Source organism: Microvirga sp. 17 mud 1-3 (assembly GCF_003151255.1).
In the GTDB taxonomy this organism is placed as follows: Bacteria; Pseudomonadota; Alphaproteobacteria; order Rhizobiales; family Beijerinckiaceae; genus Microvirga.
In genome coordinates this window covers 2,681,181-2,698,544 of record NZ_CP029481.1, presented here as the reverse complement: position 1 = coordinate 2,698,544, position 17,364 = coordinate 2,681,181, and the positions used below count along the sequence as shown (strand labels likewise).

The window sequence follows — 17,364 nt, the reverse complement described above, 5'->3', positions numbered from 1 at the left end:
GAGAGTTCCTCAGTCCGGGACCGGCCGCTCGCCTGGCCATGGCCGCAGGGATGTGGCCGCCAGGGCCACCAGATAGCGGGCAGGCCGGTCGGCCGGGTTGTGGAACATGTTGGGGCGATCAATGCCCATGCAGAGGCAGTCGCCTGCCGCGAGGCGATGGGAATCCCGGCCCGTCGTCACCTCCACCTCGCCTTCGAGGACCCAGACCTGCTGGCCGATCCTGGCGGTGCGGGGACCGGAATCGTAGGCCACCCGCGCGCCGGGCGGCAGAATGACTTCCGCGATTTCGATGGGGGAGGGATGGCCGGGTGGGGACAAAGCGCGGCGCAGGTAACCGCTCTCCGGATCGCGCCAGACCCGCTGGTCGGCATGGCGGACCAGGGGCGACGCTTCGGCCCGGCCCGCCTCGGCGAAGAGAGACGCGAGACTGACGCCGAGCCCCGCCGCGAGCCTGTTCAGAATGACGGCTGTCGGGCTGCTTTCGCCTCGCTCGATAAGGGAGATCATCGAGCGGCTCACGCCCGTACGCTCCGACAGCTCGTCCAGCGTGAGACCGTTCTGAGCCCGCAGCCCGCGCAGGCGCGCGGCCAGGTGGCCGTTGATGTCGGATTCCGTTTCCATGAAAATAGATTAGAAATCCACTATAATGGAGTCAACCAATTCGTCGGCCGTAAGGTCTTCGGAAGGGGACGAGAGACCAGACGCAACAGCGATCCAGCCCACGAAAAAACCCGCTCCGTTGCCGGAGCGGGTTTCGTTTCGACCGGGGTCGAAATCGGGCCGATTACATGCCGATCTCGTTGCCCGAGTAGTCGATCTTGCCGTCGGCGCCCTTCTTCCAGACATACATCACGTAGTCCGGACGGGTGATGTCGCCCTTCTTGGTGAAGGAGAGATCGCCGATCACGGTCTTCATCGGCTTGCCCGAATGAAGAACGTCCGCAACCTTCTTGGCATCATTGCTGCCGGCTTGCTTGGCGGCCTCGGCCAGGACCTGGGCTGCGGCATAGGAGTAGAGGGTATAGGCCTCGGGGTCGTAGTTCTTGGCCTTGAACTTGGCCACCACGTCCTTGGCGTTCGGGTTCTTGCGCGGATCGGGCGCGAAGGTCATCAGAGTGCCCTCGGCGCCGGGGCCGGCAATCGAGGTGAACTCGGCCGACACGATACCGTCGCCCGACATGAGCGGGGCGTTGAGGCCCTGGTCACGCATCTGACGGATGATGAGGCCCGCCTCGGTGTGAAGGCCGCCGAAATAGACCACGTCAACGCCGGCCTGCTTCAGCTTCGACACGAGCGCCGAATAGTCCTTCTCGCCCGGGTTGATGCCTTCATACACGACTTCCTTAAGGCCCTTGGCATTCATGGCCTTCTGGGTCTCGTCCGCAAGGCCCTTTCCGTAAGGAGTCTTGTCGTGGACGATGGCGACCTTCTTGCCCTTGAACTTGTCGGCCAGATAGCCGCCGGCGACGAGGCCCTGCTGGTCGTCGCGACCGCAGGTGCGGAACGTGTTCCACATGCCGCGCTCGGTATATTGCGGGTTCGTGGAGGCCGGCGAAACCTGGATGATGCCGGCTTCCTCATAGACCTGCGAGGCCGGGATCGAGACGCCGGAGTTGAAGTGGCCGACGACCCATTTCACGCCTTCGGCCGCGAACTTGTTCGCCACCGACACGCCCTGCTTCGGATCGGACACGTCGTCGCCGACGACAAGCTCCAGCTTCTGGCCATTGACGCCACCGGCCGCGTTGATGTCCGCGACAGCCTGCTCGACGCCGTTCTTGAGCTGCGCGCCGAAAGCGGCATTCGGGCCCGTGATGGGGCCGGCAACGCCGATCTTGATCTGCGCGTTGGCCGCGCCCGAGAAGGCGAGGCCAAGACCGAGCGCGACGCCGGTCAACAGCAATTTCTTCATGAGGTCACTCCTCTGGGTGGTTTTATAGGCCCCCTTCCTCGGGGCCGGTTCAGCAGGCCGAGGCCCGCCGTCCGCGTGACATCATGACTCTTTTTGAGCGGAAGTCACGCTGGAATTTCTAGGGCTTAACCGTTCGTATGAGAGGCTTTTTCCTTCCAACCGAACGGTCCCGTCCGCTCGTAGAGCCAGCGATATTGGGTCGTCATCTGGCGTGCCCGGTAGTACTGGAACCCGAGCGCTCCGATGATCAGGACCACGATGGCATCGACCGCGTAGTAGTGGACGGAGAGCAGGGTCCCGCCGAACAGGGCGAAGTGGATGAACCGCACCGCGGCCGCGAGGATCAGCAAATAGACCAGGAGCTGCCAGAAGGGGCGCCAGGTGATTGCGATGGCCCGGCCGGTCATCCATGCGGCCGCGCCGCCCAGGATCACGGTGACGAACAGGAAGAGCCAGATCGAGGGTTCTTCGTAAAGGATGCCCTGCATCAGTGGTGCCCTCCTTCGAGGTAGGCGGCCTGGACCTGGGGATTTTCGAGCAGTTCCCGCCCGGTGCCGCTCATGGTGATGTTGCCCGTCACCATCACGTAGCCGCGGTGGGCCAGCTTCAGGGCGTGGTAGGCGTTCTGCTCCACGAGGAAGACGGTCATCCCGTCGCGCTCGTTGAGCTCCTTGATGATCGTGAAGATCTGCTTGACGATCAGGGGCGCGAGGCCCAGCGACGGCTCGTCCAGAAGCAGGAGCTTGGGCCGGCTCATGAGCGCCCGGGCGATGGCCAGCATCTGCTGCTCGCCGCCCGAAAGGGTGCCGCCGCGCTGGGTCAGGCGCTCCTTGAGGCGTGGGAACAGGGTGCAGACCCGTTCCAGATCCTCGTCGAAATGAGCAAGCCCGTTCATGGACGCGCCGATCTGCAGGTTCTCGAACACGGTCATGCGCGGGAAGATGCGCCGTCCCTCGGGGCTCTGCGCGATCGACAGGCGGGCGATCTCATGGGTGGGCATCTTGGTGATGTCCCGCCCCGCAAAGGTGATCGTGCCCTCCCGCGCCCGCGGGTTCCCGAAGATCGTCATCATGAGAGTGGACTTGCCGGCACCGTTGGCGCCGATCAGAGTCACGATCTCGCCCTCGTGCACGTCCATGTCCACGCCCTTGAGGGCGATGATGTTGCCGTAATAGGTCTTGACGCCGCGCACGCTCAGGAGCGGCTGGCGCGCCGGGCCGCCCTGGAGCGAGCCCGACGGGCTGATGGCAGCGGTGCTCATGCGCCGATCTCCGCTTCGACTTTTTCCACTTCCTCGTCCGCAACGCCCAGATAGGCCGCGATGACGCGAGGATCGCTCCTGACTTCGGCCGGGGTGCCGTCCGCGATCTTGGTGCCGTAATCGAGCACCACCACGTGGTCCGAAATCCCCATCACGACCGACATGTCGTGCTCGATCAGCAGGATCGAGGTGCCGTGATCCTTGCGGATCGCCAGGAGCAGCTCGTTGAGCTCGAGGGATTCACGCGGGTTGAGGCCCGCGGCCGGCTCGTCGAGGCAGAGCAGGAGCGGGTCCGTGCACATGGCGCGGGCGATCTCCAGGCGGCGCTGGTCGCCGTAGGGCAGGTCGCCGGCAGGGTCGTCCGCCCGGTGGATCAGGCGGGTCTTTTCCAGCCAGAAGCGCGCGCGCTCGATGGCCTCCTTCTCGGCCTTGCGGTAGCCGCCGATGCCGAGCACGCCCAGGAACGTGAACCCCGAGGCGATCATGAGGGAGTTGTGCTGCGCCACCAGCAGGTTTTCGAGCACGGTCATGCCCGAAAAGAGGCGGATGTTCTGGAAGGTACGGGCGACCCGGCCCTTCCAGTTGATGTTATGGCCGGGCAGACGCTCCAGCAGAAGCTGGTTGCCGTCCGGCTTGCGGAGCACGACCATGCCCTCGGTCGGCTTGTAAAAGCCCGTGATGCAGTTGAACACGGTCGTCTTGCCGGCACCGTTGGGGCCGATGAGGGCCGTGATGTCGCCACGCCCGACCTGGAAGGACAAGTCGTTGATGGCGACCAGTCCGCCGAAGCGCATCGTGAGATGCTGGACGTCGAGAAGGGGGTTCTGGAGCCAGCGCATTAGCCGTGTCCTTCTTTCACGAGCGATGCCGAGATGGCTTTGCGTTCCTTCAGGACCACCGAGGGCTCACGCTCCGAGATCAGGCCACGCGGGCGCCAGACCATCATGGCGACCATGCCCGCGCCGAAGAGCAGAAGGCGGTACTCATTGGGATCGAAGCCCTCTCCGAAGACCGCCTTCAGGAAGTCGAGATTGCGAAGCATCTCGGGGCCGCCGACCAGCACGACGGCCGCGATGGCGACACCGATCTGCGAGCCCATGCCGCCCATCACGACGATGGCCAGGATGATCGCCGATTCCAGGAAGTTGAAGCTTTCCGGAGAGACGAAGCCCTGGCGGACCGCGAAGAAGGAGCCCGCAAAGCCGCCGAACATGGCGCCGATCGCGAATGCCGTGAGCTTGGTGTTGGTGGTGTTGATGCCGAGGGACCGGCAGGCGATCTCGTCTTCGCGCAGGGCCTCCCAGGCCCGCCCGATGGGCAGGCGCCGCAGGCGCATGGTCACGAAGTTGGTGAGCAGGGCAAGCGCGAGGATAAGGTAGTACAGGAAGATCATCCTGTGCATGCCATTGAACTCGAGCCCGAACGTGCTCGCGAAGCCGCCTTCGCCCGCCGTGAAGGGCAAGCCGAAGAAGGTCGCGCGCGGGATCGACGAGATGCCGGCGCCACCGTTGGTCAGGTCCACCCAGTTGATCAGCACGAGGCGGACGATCTCGCCGAACGCGAGGGTGACGATGGCGAGGTAGTCGCCCCGCAGTCTCAGGACCGGGAAGCCCAGGATGATGCCCCAGAAGGCCGCCAGGATGCCGGCGAGCGGCAGGCAGATCCAGAAGGACAGGCCGAACGTGGTGGAGAGCAGGGCGTAGGAATAGGCCCCGACCGCGTAGAAGGCCACGTAGCCCAGGTCGAGAAGGCCCGCGAGGCCCACCACGATGTTCAGGCCCCAGCCCAGCATCACGTAGGTGAGGATGAGGATGCCGAGATCCACCCAGTAGCGGGATTCCGTGAGGCCGCCCTGGATCAGGTAGACGAGGAGCGGGAACGCGAGGGCGATGCCCAGGAAGAAGGGAATCGCGAAGCGCGAGACCTTCTGATAGGCGCTCGGCTCCGCATGGACCGGCTCGGTCGCCTGGTGCGGGTCGGGCAGTGCCTGCCGGGCCGCCCGGGTCGCCATGAAGGCGTGCTGGAACAGCCTGAGCCCGAAGATGATGGCGCAGACGATCGCGACGAGGCCCCAGCGGGGGGTCAGGGAGAGGGTCGCGGCGTTCTGGTCGGTCTTGTAGGCCAGGATCGGGAACGAGAGGCCGAGGGTGATGAGCGCCGTGACGAAGGCGTCCTTGAGGGCGGCCGCAAGGTCAAAGCGGTTCGGTACGGCCGACTGGTCGGCCGACGAGGTGGCGATTGGAGGAGCGTTCATGCGCGAGGCTCCTTAAACCTTCTCGACCTCAGGCCGCCCGAGAATGCCGGAGGGCATGAAGATCAAGACGATGGCGAGGATCGAGAACGCAGCCACGTCCTTGTACTCGATGGTGAAATAGGCCGACCAGAACGTCTCGATAAGGCCGATGATCAGGCCTCCGAGGACCGCGCCGGGCAGGGATCCGATGCCGCCAAGGACCGCTGCCGTAAAGGCCTTCACGCCAGGGACGAAGCCGTCGCTGAAGCTCACCACGCCATAATACAACAGGTACATCGTGCCGGCGACCGCCGCGAGAGCTGCGCCGATCACGAAGGTGAGGGAGATCGTCCGGTCCACGTTGATGCCGAGGAGCGCCGCCATCTTGCGGTCCTGCTCGCAGGCGCGCTGCGCCCGGCCCAGGGAGGTCTTCTGGACGATGTACCAGAAGATGGTCAGCAGGACGACCGTCGAGACCATGATGATGATCTGCTTGTAGGACAGGGCCACGTTGTACCCGCTCTCGCCCTGGAAGAGCACGATCACGTCGCGCACCATGGGAGGGGTGGGCTTGTTGCGGGCGCCCTGGGCCACCTGGACGAAGTTCGACAGGAAGATCGACACGCCGATGGCCGAGATCAGCGGCGCCAGGCGGAAGGACCCGCGCAGGGGCCGGTAGGCGATGCGCTCGACCGCCCAGCCCCACAGGGAGGTCAGGGCCATCGACACCACCAGCACGATCAGCAGCGCCAGCGCGATGGACGAAACCCCGAGCCAGGTCGTGACGATCAGGAAGAGGATGAGAGCGAAAAAGGCCGACAGCATGAAGACGTCGCCATGGGCGAAGTTCACCATGCCGATGATGCCGAACACCATCGTATAGCCGATTGCGATGAGGCCGTAGATCGACCCCAGCGTCAGCCCATTGATGAGCTGCTGCACAAAAATTTCCATGTCCTACCCTTGCCCCTCTGGATGGGGTCATTCTTGAAGGGTCCCAGCAAAGCACGATGAATGATCGAGGCCAAGCGGGACGTAAGGAGGAGGGGTCTCTAGCAAACCGCGGACCCTGCGACAACATTCTGTTAAGTCTCCCATCACTCGACTTTATGGGAGTAGACAGGGGAGCGTGGGCCGGGCGGCTTCCCAAATCCGGGATCGCAACCATATGCGGCTTATGGGCTTGTGCTTCATGCAAAAGGGTGGAAGAGGCTTCTGCGAAAAGACATGTTGAAGACTCATTCCACCCCCGATCCCGCCTCCGCCGGCCGCCCCGCCGTCGACGCCGCCCTCTTCCGGGAAGGCATGAGCCGTGTCGCCGCAGCGGTCCATGTGGTCACCACCGATGGTTCCGCCGGGCGTGCGGGCTTCACGGCGACTGCCGTCACGCCGGTCACGGACGATCCGGCTTCGCTCTTGGTCTGCGTCAATGCGAGCGGGCGCACCGCCAAGGCGTTGATCGCCAACGGGGTTTTCTGTGTAAACACCCTTGGCATCGGAGACGTGCCGGTGGCCGACGCTTTTGCCGGGCGGGCGAATCTTCAGGGTCAGGACCGCTTTGCGCTCGGCACCTGGGGCGTGCTCGAAACCGGGGCGCCGCTCCTCATGTCCAGTCTCGTGGCCTTCGACTGCCGCCTCGACGACGCCCGCCTTGTGGCCAGCCATTACGTGATCGTGGGCCGCATCGTCGGCGTTCGGCTCGGGGAAGAGCAGCCGGCGCTGGCCCATCAGGGCCGCCTCTACCACCGCATCTGATCGCTGGGCTCCCGGCCGGGTTCCGCCGCTGAACTTCCGGACGACCTCCGTCGAGGGAGGCATGCTTCCTATGAATTCGAGCCCGCCCTCAGAGGAACCGCCCGGCGACCTATCCGGCGGGTCAGGACAGATTGTAGAATCGCCCGGTTCAAGGTCGCCCAGGGAGGCGAGCCATGAAGGCGCATCTCGTCGGCGGGGGAATGGCTTCCCTGGCCGCAGCTGCCTATCTCATCCGGGACGGCGGAATCCTGGCGACCAACATCACGGTCTACGAGGCGGGCGAGCGCCTGGGAGGCGCCATGACCATGGCGGGGGATCCCGCCTCGGGTTACATCCTGCCGACGGGTCGCGTCTTCGAGAAGGAATATCGGTGCACGCGCGAGCTCCTCTCGCTCGTGCCCTCTGCGAGCGATCCGGGACGATCCATTGCCGAGGAGCTCGCCGCGTTCAATGCCCGCTACGGATACGATGACAGGGCGCGCATCGTCGGGCGGGACGGAAGGGTAGAGCCGTCCCCCCATTTCGGCCTTAGTACCCGGGACAAGCTCGACCTTGTCCGGCTGGCCCTCACCCCTGAGGCAATGCTGGAAGGCCGGCGCATCGACGAGTGCTTTTCCGAGAGCTTTTTCGGGACCGAGTTCTGGATCCTCTGGACCTCGATGATGGCGTTCCTGCCGCAGCACAGCGCAGCGGAAATGAGGCGCTACATCTATCGTTTCCTGCATATCCTGCCGGATCTCTCGACGCTGCGGACGATCCACCGGACGCGGTATAACCAATACGAGGATCTCATTAAGCCCATCGCAGCCTGGCTGGAGCGCCAGGGAGTTAGTTTCCTGACCGGGGCCTTCGTGCGGGACGTGGAAAGCAAGGTTTCGTCCGGGGAGATCGTTGCGAATGCCCTGGACTATGTCCGCGATGGAGCGGAGACCACCGTCGAGATCGGCGAAGAGGATCTCGTCCTCATCACGAACGGCTCCCAGACGACGGACCTTTCGTTTGGCACCGCGACCACGCCGCCCGAGCCGCACCTGGAGGGGCGGTCCTTCGCCCTCTGGCAGAAGCTCGCGCAGGGCCGCAAAGGGTTCGGCAGGCCGGACGTGTTCTTCGGCCCGGACCATGTGAAGGACACGAAGTGGGTGACGTTCACGGTCACGACCACGGATCCGACATTCTTCCGGCTCATCGCGGCTCTCTCCGGCAGCGAGCCGGGCCGAGGCGGGCTCATGACGCTGAAGGATTCCCATTGGCTTGTGACCCTGGTTCTCTTCCACCAGCCCGAATTCGTCGATCAGCCTTCAGGGACCATGGTGTGGTGGGGCTACGGGACCGAACCGGACAAGATCGGCAATGTCGTTCACAAGCCCATGTCTGAATGCAGCGGCGCCGAGATCCTCCGGGAGGTGCTTCACCATCTCCGGTTCGAGGAGCATCTGGAGACGATCATGTCCTCGTCGATCTGCATTCCATGCCTCCTGCCCTATGCCACCAGCATTCTCCTCCCGCGCGGGAGGACGGATCGGGCACCCGTCGTGCCGGAGGGCTCGGTGAATGTCGGGTTCATCGGGCAATTCGCCGAGCTTCCTTTGGAAACCGCCTTCACCATGGAATACTCCGTCCGCTCGGCCCGCGAGGCCGTGTCAAGTTTCCTCAAGCTCGATGTCGGTCCGCCTCCGGTCTATCAGGGACACCACGACCCTGAGGCTCTCTACAATGCCTTGAAGGTCCTCGCTTAGGGTGTCGCCAAGCCCTCAGTCCCTCTGACGGGGGCCCTGGGGCGCATAGGCGCTCCAGCCTGTGAGCTGCACAAAGCCGTCGCGGACGGCGACGACCAGATGGTTGCGATGCCGATGCACGAGGGTGCCCGGCCGCTGGCTATGCGCCTCCCGCCAACCCGAGCCCTCCCAGACATAGATGAGCCGTGAGTTCACCAGGGCGAAGGCCTCGATGGAGCCGAAGGCCCGAATGGTGCGCAGGACGTCCTCCACGTTCCGGGTCCAGTCGAGGGTGCGGTCCTCCCGGGTCATGCGCGGCCAGTAGCTCCCCGGCCCCTGGGGCGTGGCCCGGTCCCAGAGCCCCGGCAGGTCCTCGGCCAGCCAAGAGGCGATGCGTCGGGCCGACATCTGGCACCGGGCCAGGAGCCTGTCGTGGTTTTCGTCGGCCGCGAGGGGGAAGTGCTCCTGGGCCAGGATGGGGCCGGTGTCGAAGGCCGGATGGAGCACATGAGCCGTGACGCCCCATTCGGGGACCCGGTCGAGGATGGCCTGGAAGAGAGGATAGGGGCCTCTGCCCATGGGCAGAGGCGAGGGGTGGAAGTTCACCCCATAGGGCAGGTGATGTTCCCACCCTCGGATAAGCCAGGGATAGCCCGCGACGATCAGCGCCTCGCAGTGCGAGGCCTTCAGCTGGACGAGGTCCGCCGGCCCGATGCGCGACATCTGCACCGGCACCTTGAGGGCGCGCGCCCGCGCCACCGTCGTCTCGTTGAAATCGTAGATCCCGTCGCAGGGCCGGCTGAAGAGGCGCACTGGCTCCCAGCCTCGGGCCAGAAAGGTCTCGAAGACGTCGCCCAGAAAGTCGATGCCGGCGAAAGCGAAGCGCATGTCCTGCTCAGGTCTCCAGGGCAGAGAAGGGGGATCCGCCCGGGGAGGGAATTCGGGTCTTCGCCGCCCCGGTCAAGCAGGGCGGCGGAGGCTTAAGGAGAAGGCGTATCACCGTCCAGGGTGGCGGTCAGCATGCGCTGCGGTACGCCCTTGATGAAGCGCCGGAAGATCGCGTTGTTGCGCAGGGCGGTCGCACCCGTCTCGATGACCGTGTCCAGGGTGGCGGGGTCGAGCTGGAACCGGGTCGGCACCTTGTCCATGCGCTGGCGCATTTCCGGGCCGGCATCCTCCGACGAAACCCGTCCGACCGTGAATGTCACGTCCGCGCATCGCCAGCCGTCCAGGGTGCCGCGCAGCTTGAGAACCTCGTCGCTGGAGAGCGAGCAGCGCCAGCGCTTCAAGTCGCTCTGCCAGCCCTTCATGATGGTCGTGAAGTAGTCGTAACCCTTGTAGACGCCCGAATCGATGGCGACGTCGGTGACGATCCCGGCGAGCTCCATGCCGGTGGGCGAAGCCAGGTGCGCGGGCCAGTTGCCGGCCGGACCGCGGCCCGCATCGACCACCAGGAACAGGAAGCGCTTTACCCGCACGGCCTGCTCGGCCGTCATCGGCATATAGGGCCGGTCCCGGTTCGTCCGCGCGATGGCGAGGGAATGGATGCCGAAATTGTCCGTGAGGCCGCCGTCCAGGAGTTTTACGTAGCGGAAGCGTTCCGGATCGTTGCGGTAGCGGACCATGGCTTCGGCGCTGGCCTTCAGGGTGGCCGGAGCCGCCGGATCATCGGCGCCGCGCTGATAGAATTGCGGGACGTGGCCGCCGCAGGACGAGCCGTAATTCTCCACGTTGAGGGGCACGAAGAGGCCCGGCACCGCGGCCGAGGCCGCCACCGCCTCCGACAGGCGAACCTTGCTCAGGTCGCTGCACAGGACGCTGAAGGTGACGGGCTCGAAAACGAAGGGCACCCGGCTGTAGATGTCCGACGCGGCAATCCAGACGAGGGGCCGCTTGCGGGCGAAGAGGTCCGCATAGGTGGCGCCGTCGAACAGGTTGTCGTCCAGCCATTTCGGGAATTTGGAGCGGTCGTTGACGCCGCCGTCGTTCACGATCCTGAGAACGTTGGCCAGGGACACGTCCGTATCGAAGCCCTGCTCGGCGTTCTGCTCCAGGAAACGGGACCGGAAGGTGGGAAGGCCGTCGCGGCCCCTCAGGCCGAAATAAGCCGCCGTCACCGAGCCGCCGGACACGCCGGAGACCAGGTCAATCATGTCGGTCATCCGCTGCGGCCCGCGATCGGTCATCACCTGATAGCGGTCGAGCTCGTTGAGGACGCCGTACGAGAAAGCCGAGGCGCGCATGCCGCCGCCCGAAAACGCGACGCCCACCACCGTGGAGCCGAACTGGTCGGGGCCGAGGGGCCAGCCGCCCTGATCCGCCACTTTGGCGATGGGACCATTAATCGGCGTATTGATGACACCTCCGGCACAGGCGGAGACCGCCATCGCCAGAGCGCCCGCCATGAGCCAGCGCCGCCATAAACCCCGGTTCATCGTCTTCATCCCCGCAGCCGATTTTGCAACGGAATACGATGGCAGGAGCAGAGTCACAATAGGCAAGCTTCCCTTGGGACACGGCGCCCATGTGGAAAGCCCGACAAGGTTACCGGCCTTGCACCGCGGCCGGGACTGTCGCTGCGGAACTCTCAAGCTCGCCCGGGCTTTGATTCAGCGCCGGTAGCCTTTCGCGTCGGCTTCCGGCGGGCGTGAGTATCGTCAGGAAGGACTTCGCATGGTTTCCAGGGATTTTATCCGTCAGCTCGAGGGTTATGGCCTCACCACAGCCAGCATCCTCTACCGTATGCCCGATCATCCCCATCTCCTGCAGACTTATATCTGGCAGGAATACGACTTGGCGCCCCGGTTTCCGGTGCTCATCGAATTCCTGGATTTCTGGCAGCGGGAGCTGGCCGGGCCGCTTCATTCCGTCACCGTGAGCCACGCGCACCTGATCGGCCCGACGGAATTCCGGGCCGTGGACGGGGAAATCAACCTTCACTGACCGCAAGTGTGCATGTGAGCCGGTCTGCGGCACTTGGCCTGAAGCGGTTGGCCTGGGGCACTTGGGCTAGAGCACTTGGCCCCAGGACCCTTCTCGGGTAGAGAGGCGTCTCTTGAGCATCTTCGAACCTGCCGAGGTTCCTTGTTTTCCAACGCGCGTACCTCTCAGGTCCTGGCGGCCCTGGCTTCCCAGCCGGGAGAGCGGCTGACCGTCCGCGACATCATGAGTGTGCTGCAGGACCGGGCCTTCGCGCTTCTCATCGTTCTGCTGGCGCTGCCGAACTGTTTGCCCATGCCGCCGCCGATCCCCCTGGTCTGCGGCCTGCTGCTGGCCCTGGTCGCCGTGCAGATCGTCTATGGCCGCCCGACACCCTGGCTGCCGAACGCACTCCTCAACCGCTCCATTGCATCCGTCGACGTGGAGCGCGCCGTCACCCGGGCCCTGCCGGTCTTCCGCCGGCTCGAACGCTTCTCCAGGCCCCGGATGACCTTTCTCGATACGCCCTTCGCCATGCGCCTCATGGGCCTCGTCATCCTGGTGATGGCCTTCGGGCTTCTCTTCGCGCCGCCCTTCGTCGGCCAGATCCCCATGGGCCTCGCAATCTGCCTCGTCGGCCTCGGCCTCGTGGAGCGGGACGGGATCGTGGTCCTGTTCGGCCTCGTGATCGGCACCTTCGGCCTCACCTTAAGCCTCGGCTTCATGTACGCGATCTTTTCAGGGCTGGAGACGCTGTTTTAGCGGGTGAAATCCCTAAGATGGCCGGGATCCCCGGGCAACACGAGGGCCGGAAAACGTTCAAGCGCATCGCAAAGGCACATCGTCATCGGCGAGGTGTCGAATGTTACGAACAGGAGCGCCGCTTGCACGCTCAGCGGCATTGGTAGGATTGAGCGGCGTACCGTGGCTTGATTGGAGCAGGAAGTAATGCCTGCGAAGCTTGTGCAAGCCGGGCCGAAAACAACATTCGTCGGCCATGGCCGAGGTCCTTTGACTGGAAGTTCCGCCGTCAATCCTGTTTGGATCGGGATCAGAGCGGCACAAAGGGCTCCGATTGCGAGGCGTTTTCTCAAGGCCATGGCCCAGCGTAGCGGATCGCCGTCGGTGTATCAACATAACGTAGAAATCATGTGAGAGCCGTCATTCCGGGGCCGCGTAGCGGAGCCCGGAACCCAGAACCGCTGGCGATGCGGGATAAGACGCGGCGGTTGCCGTTATCCCTTGTTCTGAAGCGCTGGCGGTTATGGGTTCCGGACTTGCCTAACGGCAATCCGGAATGACGGAGGGAGGTGGGTGGTGTCCGAAATGATGGGGCCGTCCCGGAGTGACGACGGATCTTTAAATCAGCTTCAGCCCCTTCAGGCTCGCGTGCCCCTCCCGGCCCACGATGATGTGGTCGTGGACCACGATGCCGAGGGGTTTGGCCACGTCGATGATCTCGCGGGTCATCCGGATGTCGGCGGCCGAGGGGGTCGGGTCCCCACTGGGATGGTTGTGGACCAAGACAAGCGCCGAAGCGGAGAGTTCGAGGGCCCGCTTCACCACCTCGCGCGGGTAGACCGGCGTGTGATCGACGGTGCCCGATTGCTGGACTTCGTCGGCGATCAGGGCGTTGCGCTTGTCGAGGAAGAGCAGGCGAAACTGCTCCTTGTCCATGAACGCCATGGCGGTGCGGCAATAGTCGATCACTGAGGCCCAGGAAGAGAGCACCGGCCGCTTCGCCACCTCGCCCTTGGCGAGCCTGCGGGCGGAGGCTTCGACGATCTTGAGATCCGTGACCACGCTCTCGCCGATCCCCTCCACCTCCATCAGGCGGGCCGGCGGGGCGGCGAGCACCTCCGCGAAGGTGCCGAGCCGCTTGAGAAGCTCCTTGGCGATGGGTTTTACGTCCCGGCGCGGAATGGAGCGGAACAGGACCAGTTCCAGAAGCTCGTAATCGGGCAGGGCATCGCCCCCGACCTCGGAAAAGCGGGCGCGCAGCCGGTCCCGGTGGCCGTAGTAGTGGGGGAGAGTTGGTGGCTCCGTCATACCGGCCCGTCGTCGTACATGGCCTGCACTTTGCCTCTCTGACGCGTGTGCAAACCAACCGAATGAATCCCATGGCATTTTGCAGGGACCAATCCGAAGGCAACACTATTTCAAAACTGGATAACGTAGAGAGGATGAGATAGGCTCGTGTCAAGCGCCGACCTCGGCCGGGGAACAGTGAGAACCTATAAGTTCTGGATTATGATCGCCGCGGCCGCCGTGATCGCATTCGCGTGTTTAGCGGCCGCAGGAATCTTCTGTTTCTTTGCCCTCGTCTGGATGTCCTTCATAGATTTCGGCCCTACGAATTGGCTCTTCCAGAGTTGGGTGGGCGTCGTCGTGCTTGTGGTGTTCCTTGCGTGGGTTTTCCGCACGGCATTCTTGGGCTCGTACAAATTGATGGTGCGCTACTTCTGGTAGCGGCGCTTCATCAGAACTGCCACGGGAATGTTAGTAGGCGAGGCTAGTCAGCCTACCGCATAGGGAGGCTTGTCGTAGCCCCCGGGCGAGAGGGTGAAGATCTCGACGCCGGTTTCCGTCACACCGACCGTGTGCTCGAACTGGGCCGAGAGGGAACGGTCCCGGGTCACGGCGGTCCAGCCGTCGGAGAGCACCTTCACCTGAGGACGGCCGAGATTGATCATCGGCTCGACTGTGAACAGCATCCCGGGCTTCAATTCCACGTTGTAGGCCGGCTCCACGTAATGGAGGATGGTGGGCGAATCGTGGAACACCCGGCCGAGGCCATGGCCGCAGAAATCGCGCACCACAGAGCAGCGCTCGGCCTCCGCATAAGTCTGGATCGCGGCGCCGATGTCGTTGGTTGTCGCGCCCGGACGGATGACCGCGATGCCGCGCATCATGGCCTCGTAGGTGATCTCGCACAGGCGCTGAGCCCGGCGGGGCACGTCGCCCACATAGAACATGCGGCTCGAATCCCCATGCCAGCCGTCGAGGATGACCGTCATGTCGATATTGACGATGTCGCCGTCCCGCAGGGGCTTGTCGTTGGGGATCCCGTGGCAGACCACGTGGTTGATCGAGGTGCAGATGGTTTTCGTATAGCCCCGGTAATAGAGGCAGGCCGGATAGGCCCCATGATCCCGAATGAACTCGAAGGACAGCTTGTCGAGAGCATCCGTCGAGACGCCGGGCTTGACCTTGTCGACCAGCATGTCCAGCGCTTCCGCAGCCAGCCGGCCGGCGCGGCGCATGGCCTCGAAGGCCTCCGGGCCATGGAGCGGAATCTCGGCGGCGCGTCTGCGTTCGATGGTGTCGGTCTCGGTCATTCTCTGTTCCTGGATCGTGTCCCGAATGTAAGGATTGGCACGCCCGACGCAAGCAAAGAGAGAGCCGCCCGCTTGCGATTGGCGCCCGGGGATGCCATGACCACCCCAAATTTCAAGCCCGAATGAGCGCCGGTTCGCCGGCCGCGACGGTTTCAGAACGATATGAACGATTCACGCCCCTACGGCGCCTATGCGCCCTCCGGACTGGCCAGCTTCGCCATCGAGGGCACGCGGCGCCTGCCCCAGCGGTGGGCCACCCGCCGCATCGCCCTGATGCTGCGGCACCTCGTGCTGCACTCCCTGAAGGGCGCGCCGGTCGATGTCGAGACCTTTGGCGTGCGCATGCGGCTCCATCCCTATAACAATGTGTGCGAGAAGCGGATTCTCTTCACGCCGCAATATTTCGACCCGGCGGAGCTGGAGCTTCTCGCGTCTCGGATCGGCGAGGGGTTCACGTTCGTGGATGTGGGCTCCAACGTGGGCTGGTATGCGCTCTTCGTCGCAGCCCGGGCCGGCGCGAAGGCCCGGATCCTGGCCGTGGAGCCGCAGCCGGAGGTGTTCGACCGCCTCGCCTACAATATCCGCCAGAACCCCTTCGGTACCGTCAAGGCGGTCGCCTGCGCGGTGGCTGACAAGACCGGCGAGTTGACCCTCTTCCTCGATCCCAACAACCGGGGCGAATCGAGCGTGAAGATCGTCAGCTCCAGCCAGACCGACGCCATCCGGGTCCCGGCCGTGACCCTGGTCGATCTGCTCGACCGGGAGGGGTTCACCCGGGTGGACGCCATGAAGCTCGACGTGGAGGGGGCCGAGGACCTGATCCTCGATCCGTTCTTCCGGGATGCGCCGACCTCCCTCTATCCGTCGCTCTTCATCATCGAGGACGGCCGCGACCGCTGGCAGATCGATCTGCCGGCGCTCCTTGCGTCAAAGGGCTACCGCCTGATCCTGCAGACGCGGATGAACCTGGTCTTCGAGCGGGCCTGAGGCCCGCTTTTCAGCCGAAGACCAGCGCGGGTGTCCCGTCCTGGCGGACGACCTTCCGGTAGAAGCAGGAGCGGCGGCCCGTGTGGCAGCAGCCGCCGTCGCCCGCGACCGTCACCTTGAGCCAGAGGGCGTCCTGGTCGCAATCGACCCGCATTTCGACCACCGTCTGGACCTGTCCGCTCGTGGCGCCTTTGTGCCAGAGTTCGCCCCGCGACCGGGACCAGTACCAGGCCTCGCCGGTCTCGAGGGTTTTGGCCAGGGCGTCGGCATTCATGTGGGCCACCATCAAAAGTTCGCCGGTCGCCGCATCCGTGGTCACGCAGGTGACGAGCCCGTCGGGGCCGAAGCGTGGCGTGAGCACCGTACCTTCCTCCAGCTCCGCCTTTGGGCCGGGGGAGGGGAAAACATGGGACGCGCACATGGCAGGAACCTCGAAGGGCAGCGAGCCGCACTCATGCGACTCGCGAAGGAACGGGAAGGGATTTCTTCAAGCCTTACCCTGGCGCAGCAGGGTGAGGAAGCGCACCTGCTCGGCCGGGTCGTCGCGGAATGCGCCGAGGAACTGGGTCGTCAGGGTAACGGCGCCCGCCTTCTGCACCCCGCGCATGGACATGCACATATGCTCGGCCTCGACCATCACGGCGACGCCCCGCGGCTCAAGGGATTCCTGGAGCGCAAGGGCGATCTGGGCCGTCATGGTCTCCTGGGTCTGGAGCCGGCGCGCATAGACCTCGACCAGACGGGCGAGCTTGGACAGGCCGACCACGCCCTTGGACGGATAATAGCCGATATGGGCCATGCCGTAGAACGGCACCATATGGTGCTCGCAATGGGAATAGAACGGGATATCCCGCACCAGGACGATGTCGTCGTACCCCTCCACCTCGGCGAAGATCTTGTCCAGCACCTCGCGCGGGTCGTCCTTGTAGCCCGAATACAGTTCCTTGAAGGCCTTCGTCACCCGCTTGGGGGTGTCCAGAAGCCCTTCCCGGCGCGGATCGTCGCCAGCCCACCGGATCAGGGTGCGGACGGCCTCCTCAGCCTCTTCCCGGGTGGGGCGCTCGACAGGTCCGTCTTTAAGGGGATTCAGTTTCTTGGACAGGGACTTAACCACATCATCCATGTGGAGCCTCGTTCTTTCGTTTTTAGGGCGGACGGCGCCCTTGGGATGCGACCGGCCGCCCGAATGGGCCGGGTCGCGGAATGGGATCGTCAGGCTTATATTGTGCATCGACGCCCGACTG

19 protein-coding genes are annotated in these 17,364 nt (G+C 64.5%); 6 read left to right on the top strand and 13 right to left on the bottom strand.

Translation table 11 applies throughout. The annotated features are described in order from the left end of the window. Positions 1–9: 9 nt before the first annotated feature. The 7 genes from C4E04_RS12905 to C4E04_RS12875 form a co-directional block, all read right to left on the bottom strand. Positions 10–621: a helix-turn-helix domain-containing protein gene (locus C4E04_RS12905; RefSeq protein ID WP_109597909.1), complete on the bottom strand. Its 612-nt coding sequence runs from the start codon at positions 619–621 to the stop codon at positions 10–12. Between the two features lie 163 nt (positions 622–784). Further along, entirely contained in the window at positions 785–1,912 is a 1,128-nt protein-coding gene (locus tag C4E04_RS12900; protein WP_162559383.1) for a branched-chain amino acid ABC transporter substrate-binding protein, read from the bottom strand. A 125-nt stretch (positions 1,913–2,037) separates the two neighbouring features. Further along, entirely contained in the window at positions 2,038–2,400 is a 363-nt protein-coding gene (locus tag C4E04_RS12895; protein ID WP_109597908.1) for a DUF6867 family protein, read from the bottom strand. After that, positions 2,400–3,173 (bottom strand): ABC transporter ATP-binding protein, encoded by a 774-nt coding sequence (locus C4E04_RS12890; RefSeq protein WP_109597907.1) that lies wholly within the window; start codon positions 3,171–3,173, stop codon positions 2,400–2,402. Before C4E04_RS12890 ends, C4E04_RS12895 begins: the two co-directional genes overlap by 1 nt. Continuing rightward, complete coding sequence (locus C4E04_RS12885; protein ID WP_109597906.1) at positions 3,170–4,012, bottom strand: ABC transporter ATP-binding protein; 843 nt, start codon at positions 4,010–4,012, stop codon at positions 3,170–3,172. The genes C4E04_RS12890 and C4E04_RS12885 overlap by 4 nt, the downstream gene beginning before the upstream one ends. Further along, positions 4,012–5,427, bottom strand: a complete 1,416-nt coding sequence (gene livM, locus C4E04_RS12880; RefSeq protein ID WP_109597904.1) for a high-affinity branched-chain amino acid ABC transporter permease LivM — start codon at positions 5,425–5,427, stop codon at positions 4,012–4,014. Before livM ends, C4E04_RS12885 begins: the two co-directional genes overlap by 1 nt. Positions 5,428–5,439: 12 nt before the next feature. After that, positions 5,440–6,360 carry a branched-chain amino acid ABC transporter permease gene (locus C4E04_RS12875; RefSeq protein ID WP_109597903.1) on the bottom strand — a complete coding sequence of 307 codons (921 nt, stop codon included), beginning with the start codon at positions 6,358–6,360 and terminating at the stop codon, positions 5,440–5,442. 273 nt (positions 6,361–6,633) lie between these two features. On the opposite strand from C4E04_RS12875, the gene C4E04_RS12870 reads away from it, so the two are divergent. Together C4E04_RS12870 and C4E04_RS12865 are read left to right on the top strand one after the other, a co-directional pair. Further along, a complete protein-coding gene (locus C4E04_RS12870; RefSeq protein ID WP_109597902.1) occupies positions 6,634–7,161 on the top strand; it encodes a flavin reductase family protein in 528 nt (175 codons plus the stop codon). Positions 7,162–7,334: 173 nt separating this feature from the next. After that, positions 7,335–8,897 (top strand): oleate hydratase, encoded by a 1,563-nt coding sequence (locus tag C4E04_RS12865; RefSeq protein WP_109597901.1) that lies wholly within the window; start codon positions 7,335–7,337, stop codon positions 8,895–8,897. Between the two features lie 15 nt (positions 8,898–8,912). On the opposite strand, the gene C4E04_RS12860 is transcribed toward C4E04_RS12865, so the two are convergent. Together C4E04_RS12860 and C4E04_RS12855 are read right to left on the bottom strand one after the other, a co-directional pair. After that, positions 8,913–9,764, bottom strand: a complete 852-nt coding sequence (locus C4E04_RS12860; protein WP_109597900.1) for a methionyl-tRNA formyltransferase — start codon at positions 9,762–9,764, stop codon at positions 8,913–8,915. 92 nt (positions 9,765–9,856) lie between these two features. Continuing rightward, the gene (locus C4E04_RS12855; protein WP_162559382.1) at positions 9,857–11,311 is read right to left on the bottom strand and encodes a patatin-like phospholipase family protein; all 1,455 of its coding nucleotides are present in this window, start codon (positions 11,309–11,311) and stop codon (positions 9,857–9,859) included. A gap of 238 nt (positions 11,312–11,549) precedes the next feature. On the opposite strand from C4E04_RS12855, the gene C4E04_RS12850 reads away from it, so the two are divergent. Then, on the top strand, positions 11,550–11,819 hold the full coding sequence (locus C4E04_RS12850; protein WP_109597897.1) for an usg protein: 270 nt from the start codon (positions 11,550–11,552) through the stop codon (positions 11,817–11,819). 141 nt (positions 11,820–11,960) lie between these two features. After that, the gene (locus tag C4E04_RS12845; RefSeq protein WP_109597896.1) at positions 11,961–12,557 is read left to right on the top strand and encodes an exopolysaccharide biosynthesis protein; all 597 of its coding nucleotides are present in this window, start codon (positions 11,961–11,963) and stop codon (positions 12,555–12,557) included. 597 nt (positions 12,558–13,154) lie between these two features. Here C4E04_RS12845 and radC read toward each other — a convergent pair. Next, positions 13,155–13,844: a DNA repair protein RadC gene (gene radC / locus C4E04_RS12840; RefSeq protein WP_109597895.1), complete on the bottom strand. Its 690-nt coding sequence runs from the start codon at positions 13,842–13,844 to the stop codon at positions 13,155–13,157. A 147-nt stretch (positions 13,845–13,991) separates the two neighbouring features. Between radC and C4E04_RS12835 the strand changes: the two genes are divergently transcribed. Then, a complete protein-coding gene (locus C4E04_RS12835) occupies positions 13,992–14,264 on the top strand; it encodes a hypothetical protein (RefSeq protein WP_109597894.1) in 273 nt (90 codons plus the stop codon). A 47-nt stretch (positions 14,265–14,311) separates the two neighbouring features. Here C4E04_RS12835 and map read toward each other — a convergent pair whose 3' ends face one another. Next, positions 14,312–15,133 carry a type I methionyl aminopeptidase gene (gene map, locus C4E04_RS12830; protein WP_109597893.1) on the bottom strand — a complete coding sequence of 274 codons (822 nt, stop codon included), beginning with the start codon at positions 15,131–15,133 and terminating at the stop codon, positions 14,312–14,314. A 162-nt stretch (positions 15,134–15,295) separates the two neighbouring features. On the opposite strand from map, the gene C4E04_RS12825 reads away from it, so the two are divergent. After that, complete coding sequence (locus tag C4E04_RS12825) at positions 15,296–16,120, top strand: FkbM family methyltransferase (protein WP_109597891.1); 825 nt, start codon at positions 15,296–15,298, stop codon at positions 16,118–16,120. A 10-nt stretch (positions 16,121–16,130) separates the two neighbouring features. On the opposite strand, the gene hisI is transcribed toward C4E04_RS12825, so the two are convergent. Both hisI and folE read right to left on the bottom strand, forming a co-directional pair. After that, positions 16,131–16,541 (bottom strand): phosphoribosyl-AMP cyclohydrolase, encoded by a 411-nt coding sequence (hisI, locus tag C4E04_RS12820; protein ID WP_109597890.1) that lies wholly within the window; start codon positions 16,539–16,541, stop codon positions 16,131–16,133. Between the two features lie 66 nt (positions 16,542–16,607). After that, positions 16,608–17,243, bottom strand: coding sequence for a GTP cyclohydrolase I FolE (gene folE / locus C4E04_RS12815; protein WP_109597889.1), 636 nt, complete (start codon positions 17,241–17,243; stop codon positions 16,608–16,610). Between the last annotated feature and the right edge of the window lie 121 nt (positions 17,244–17,364).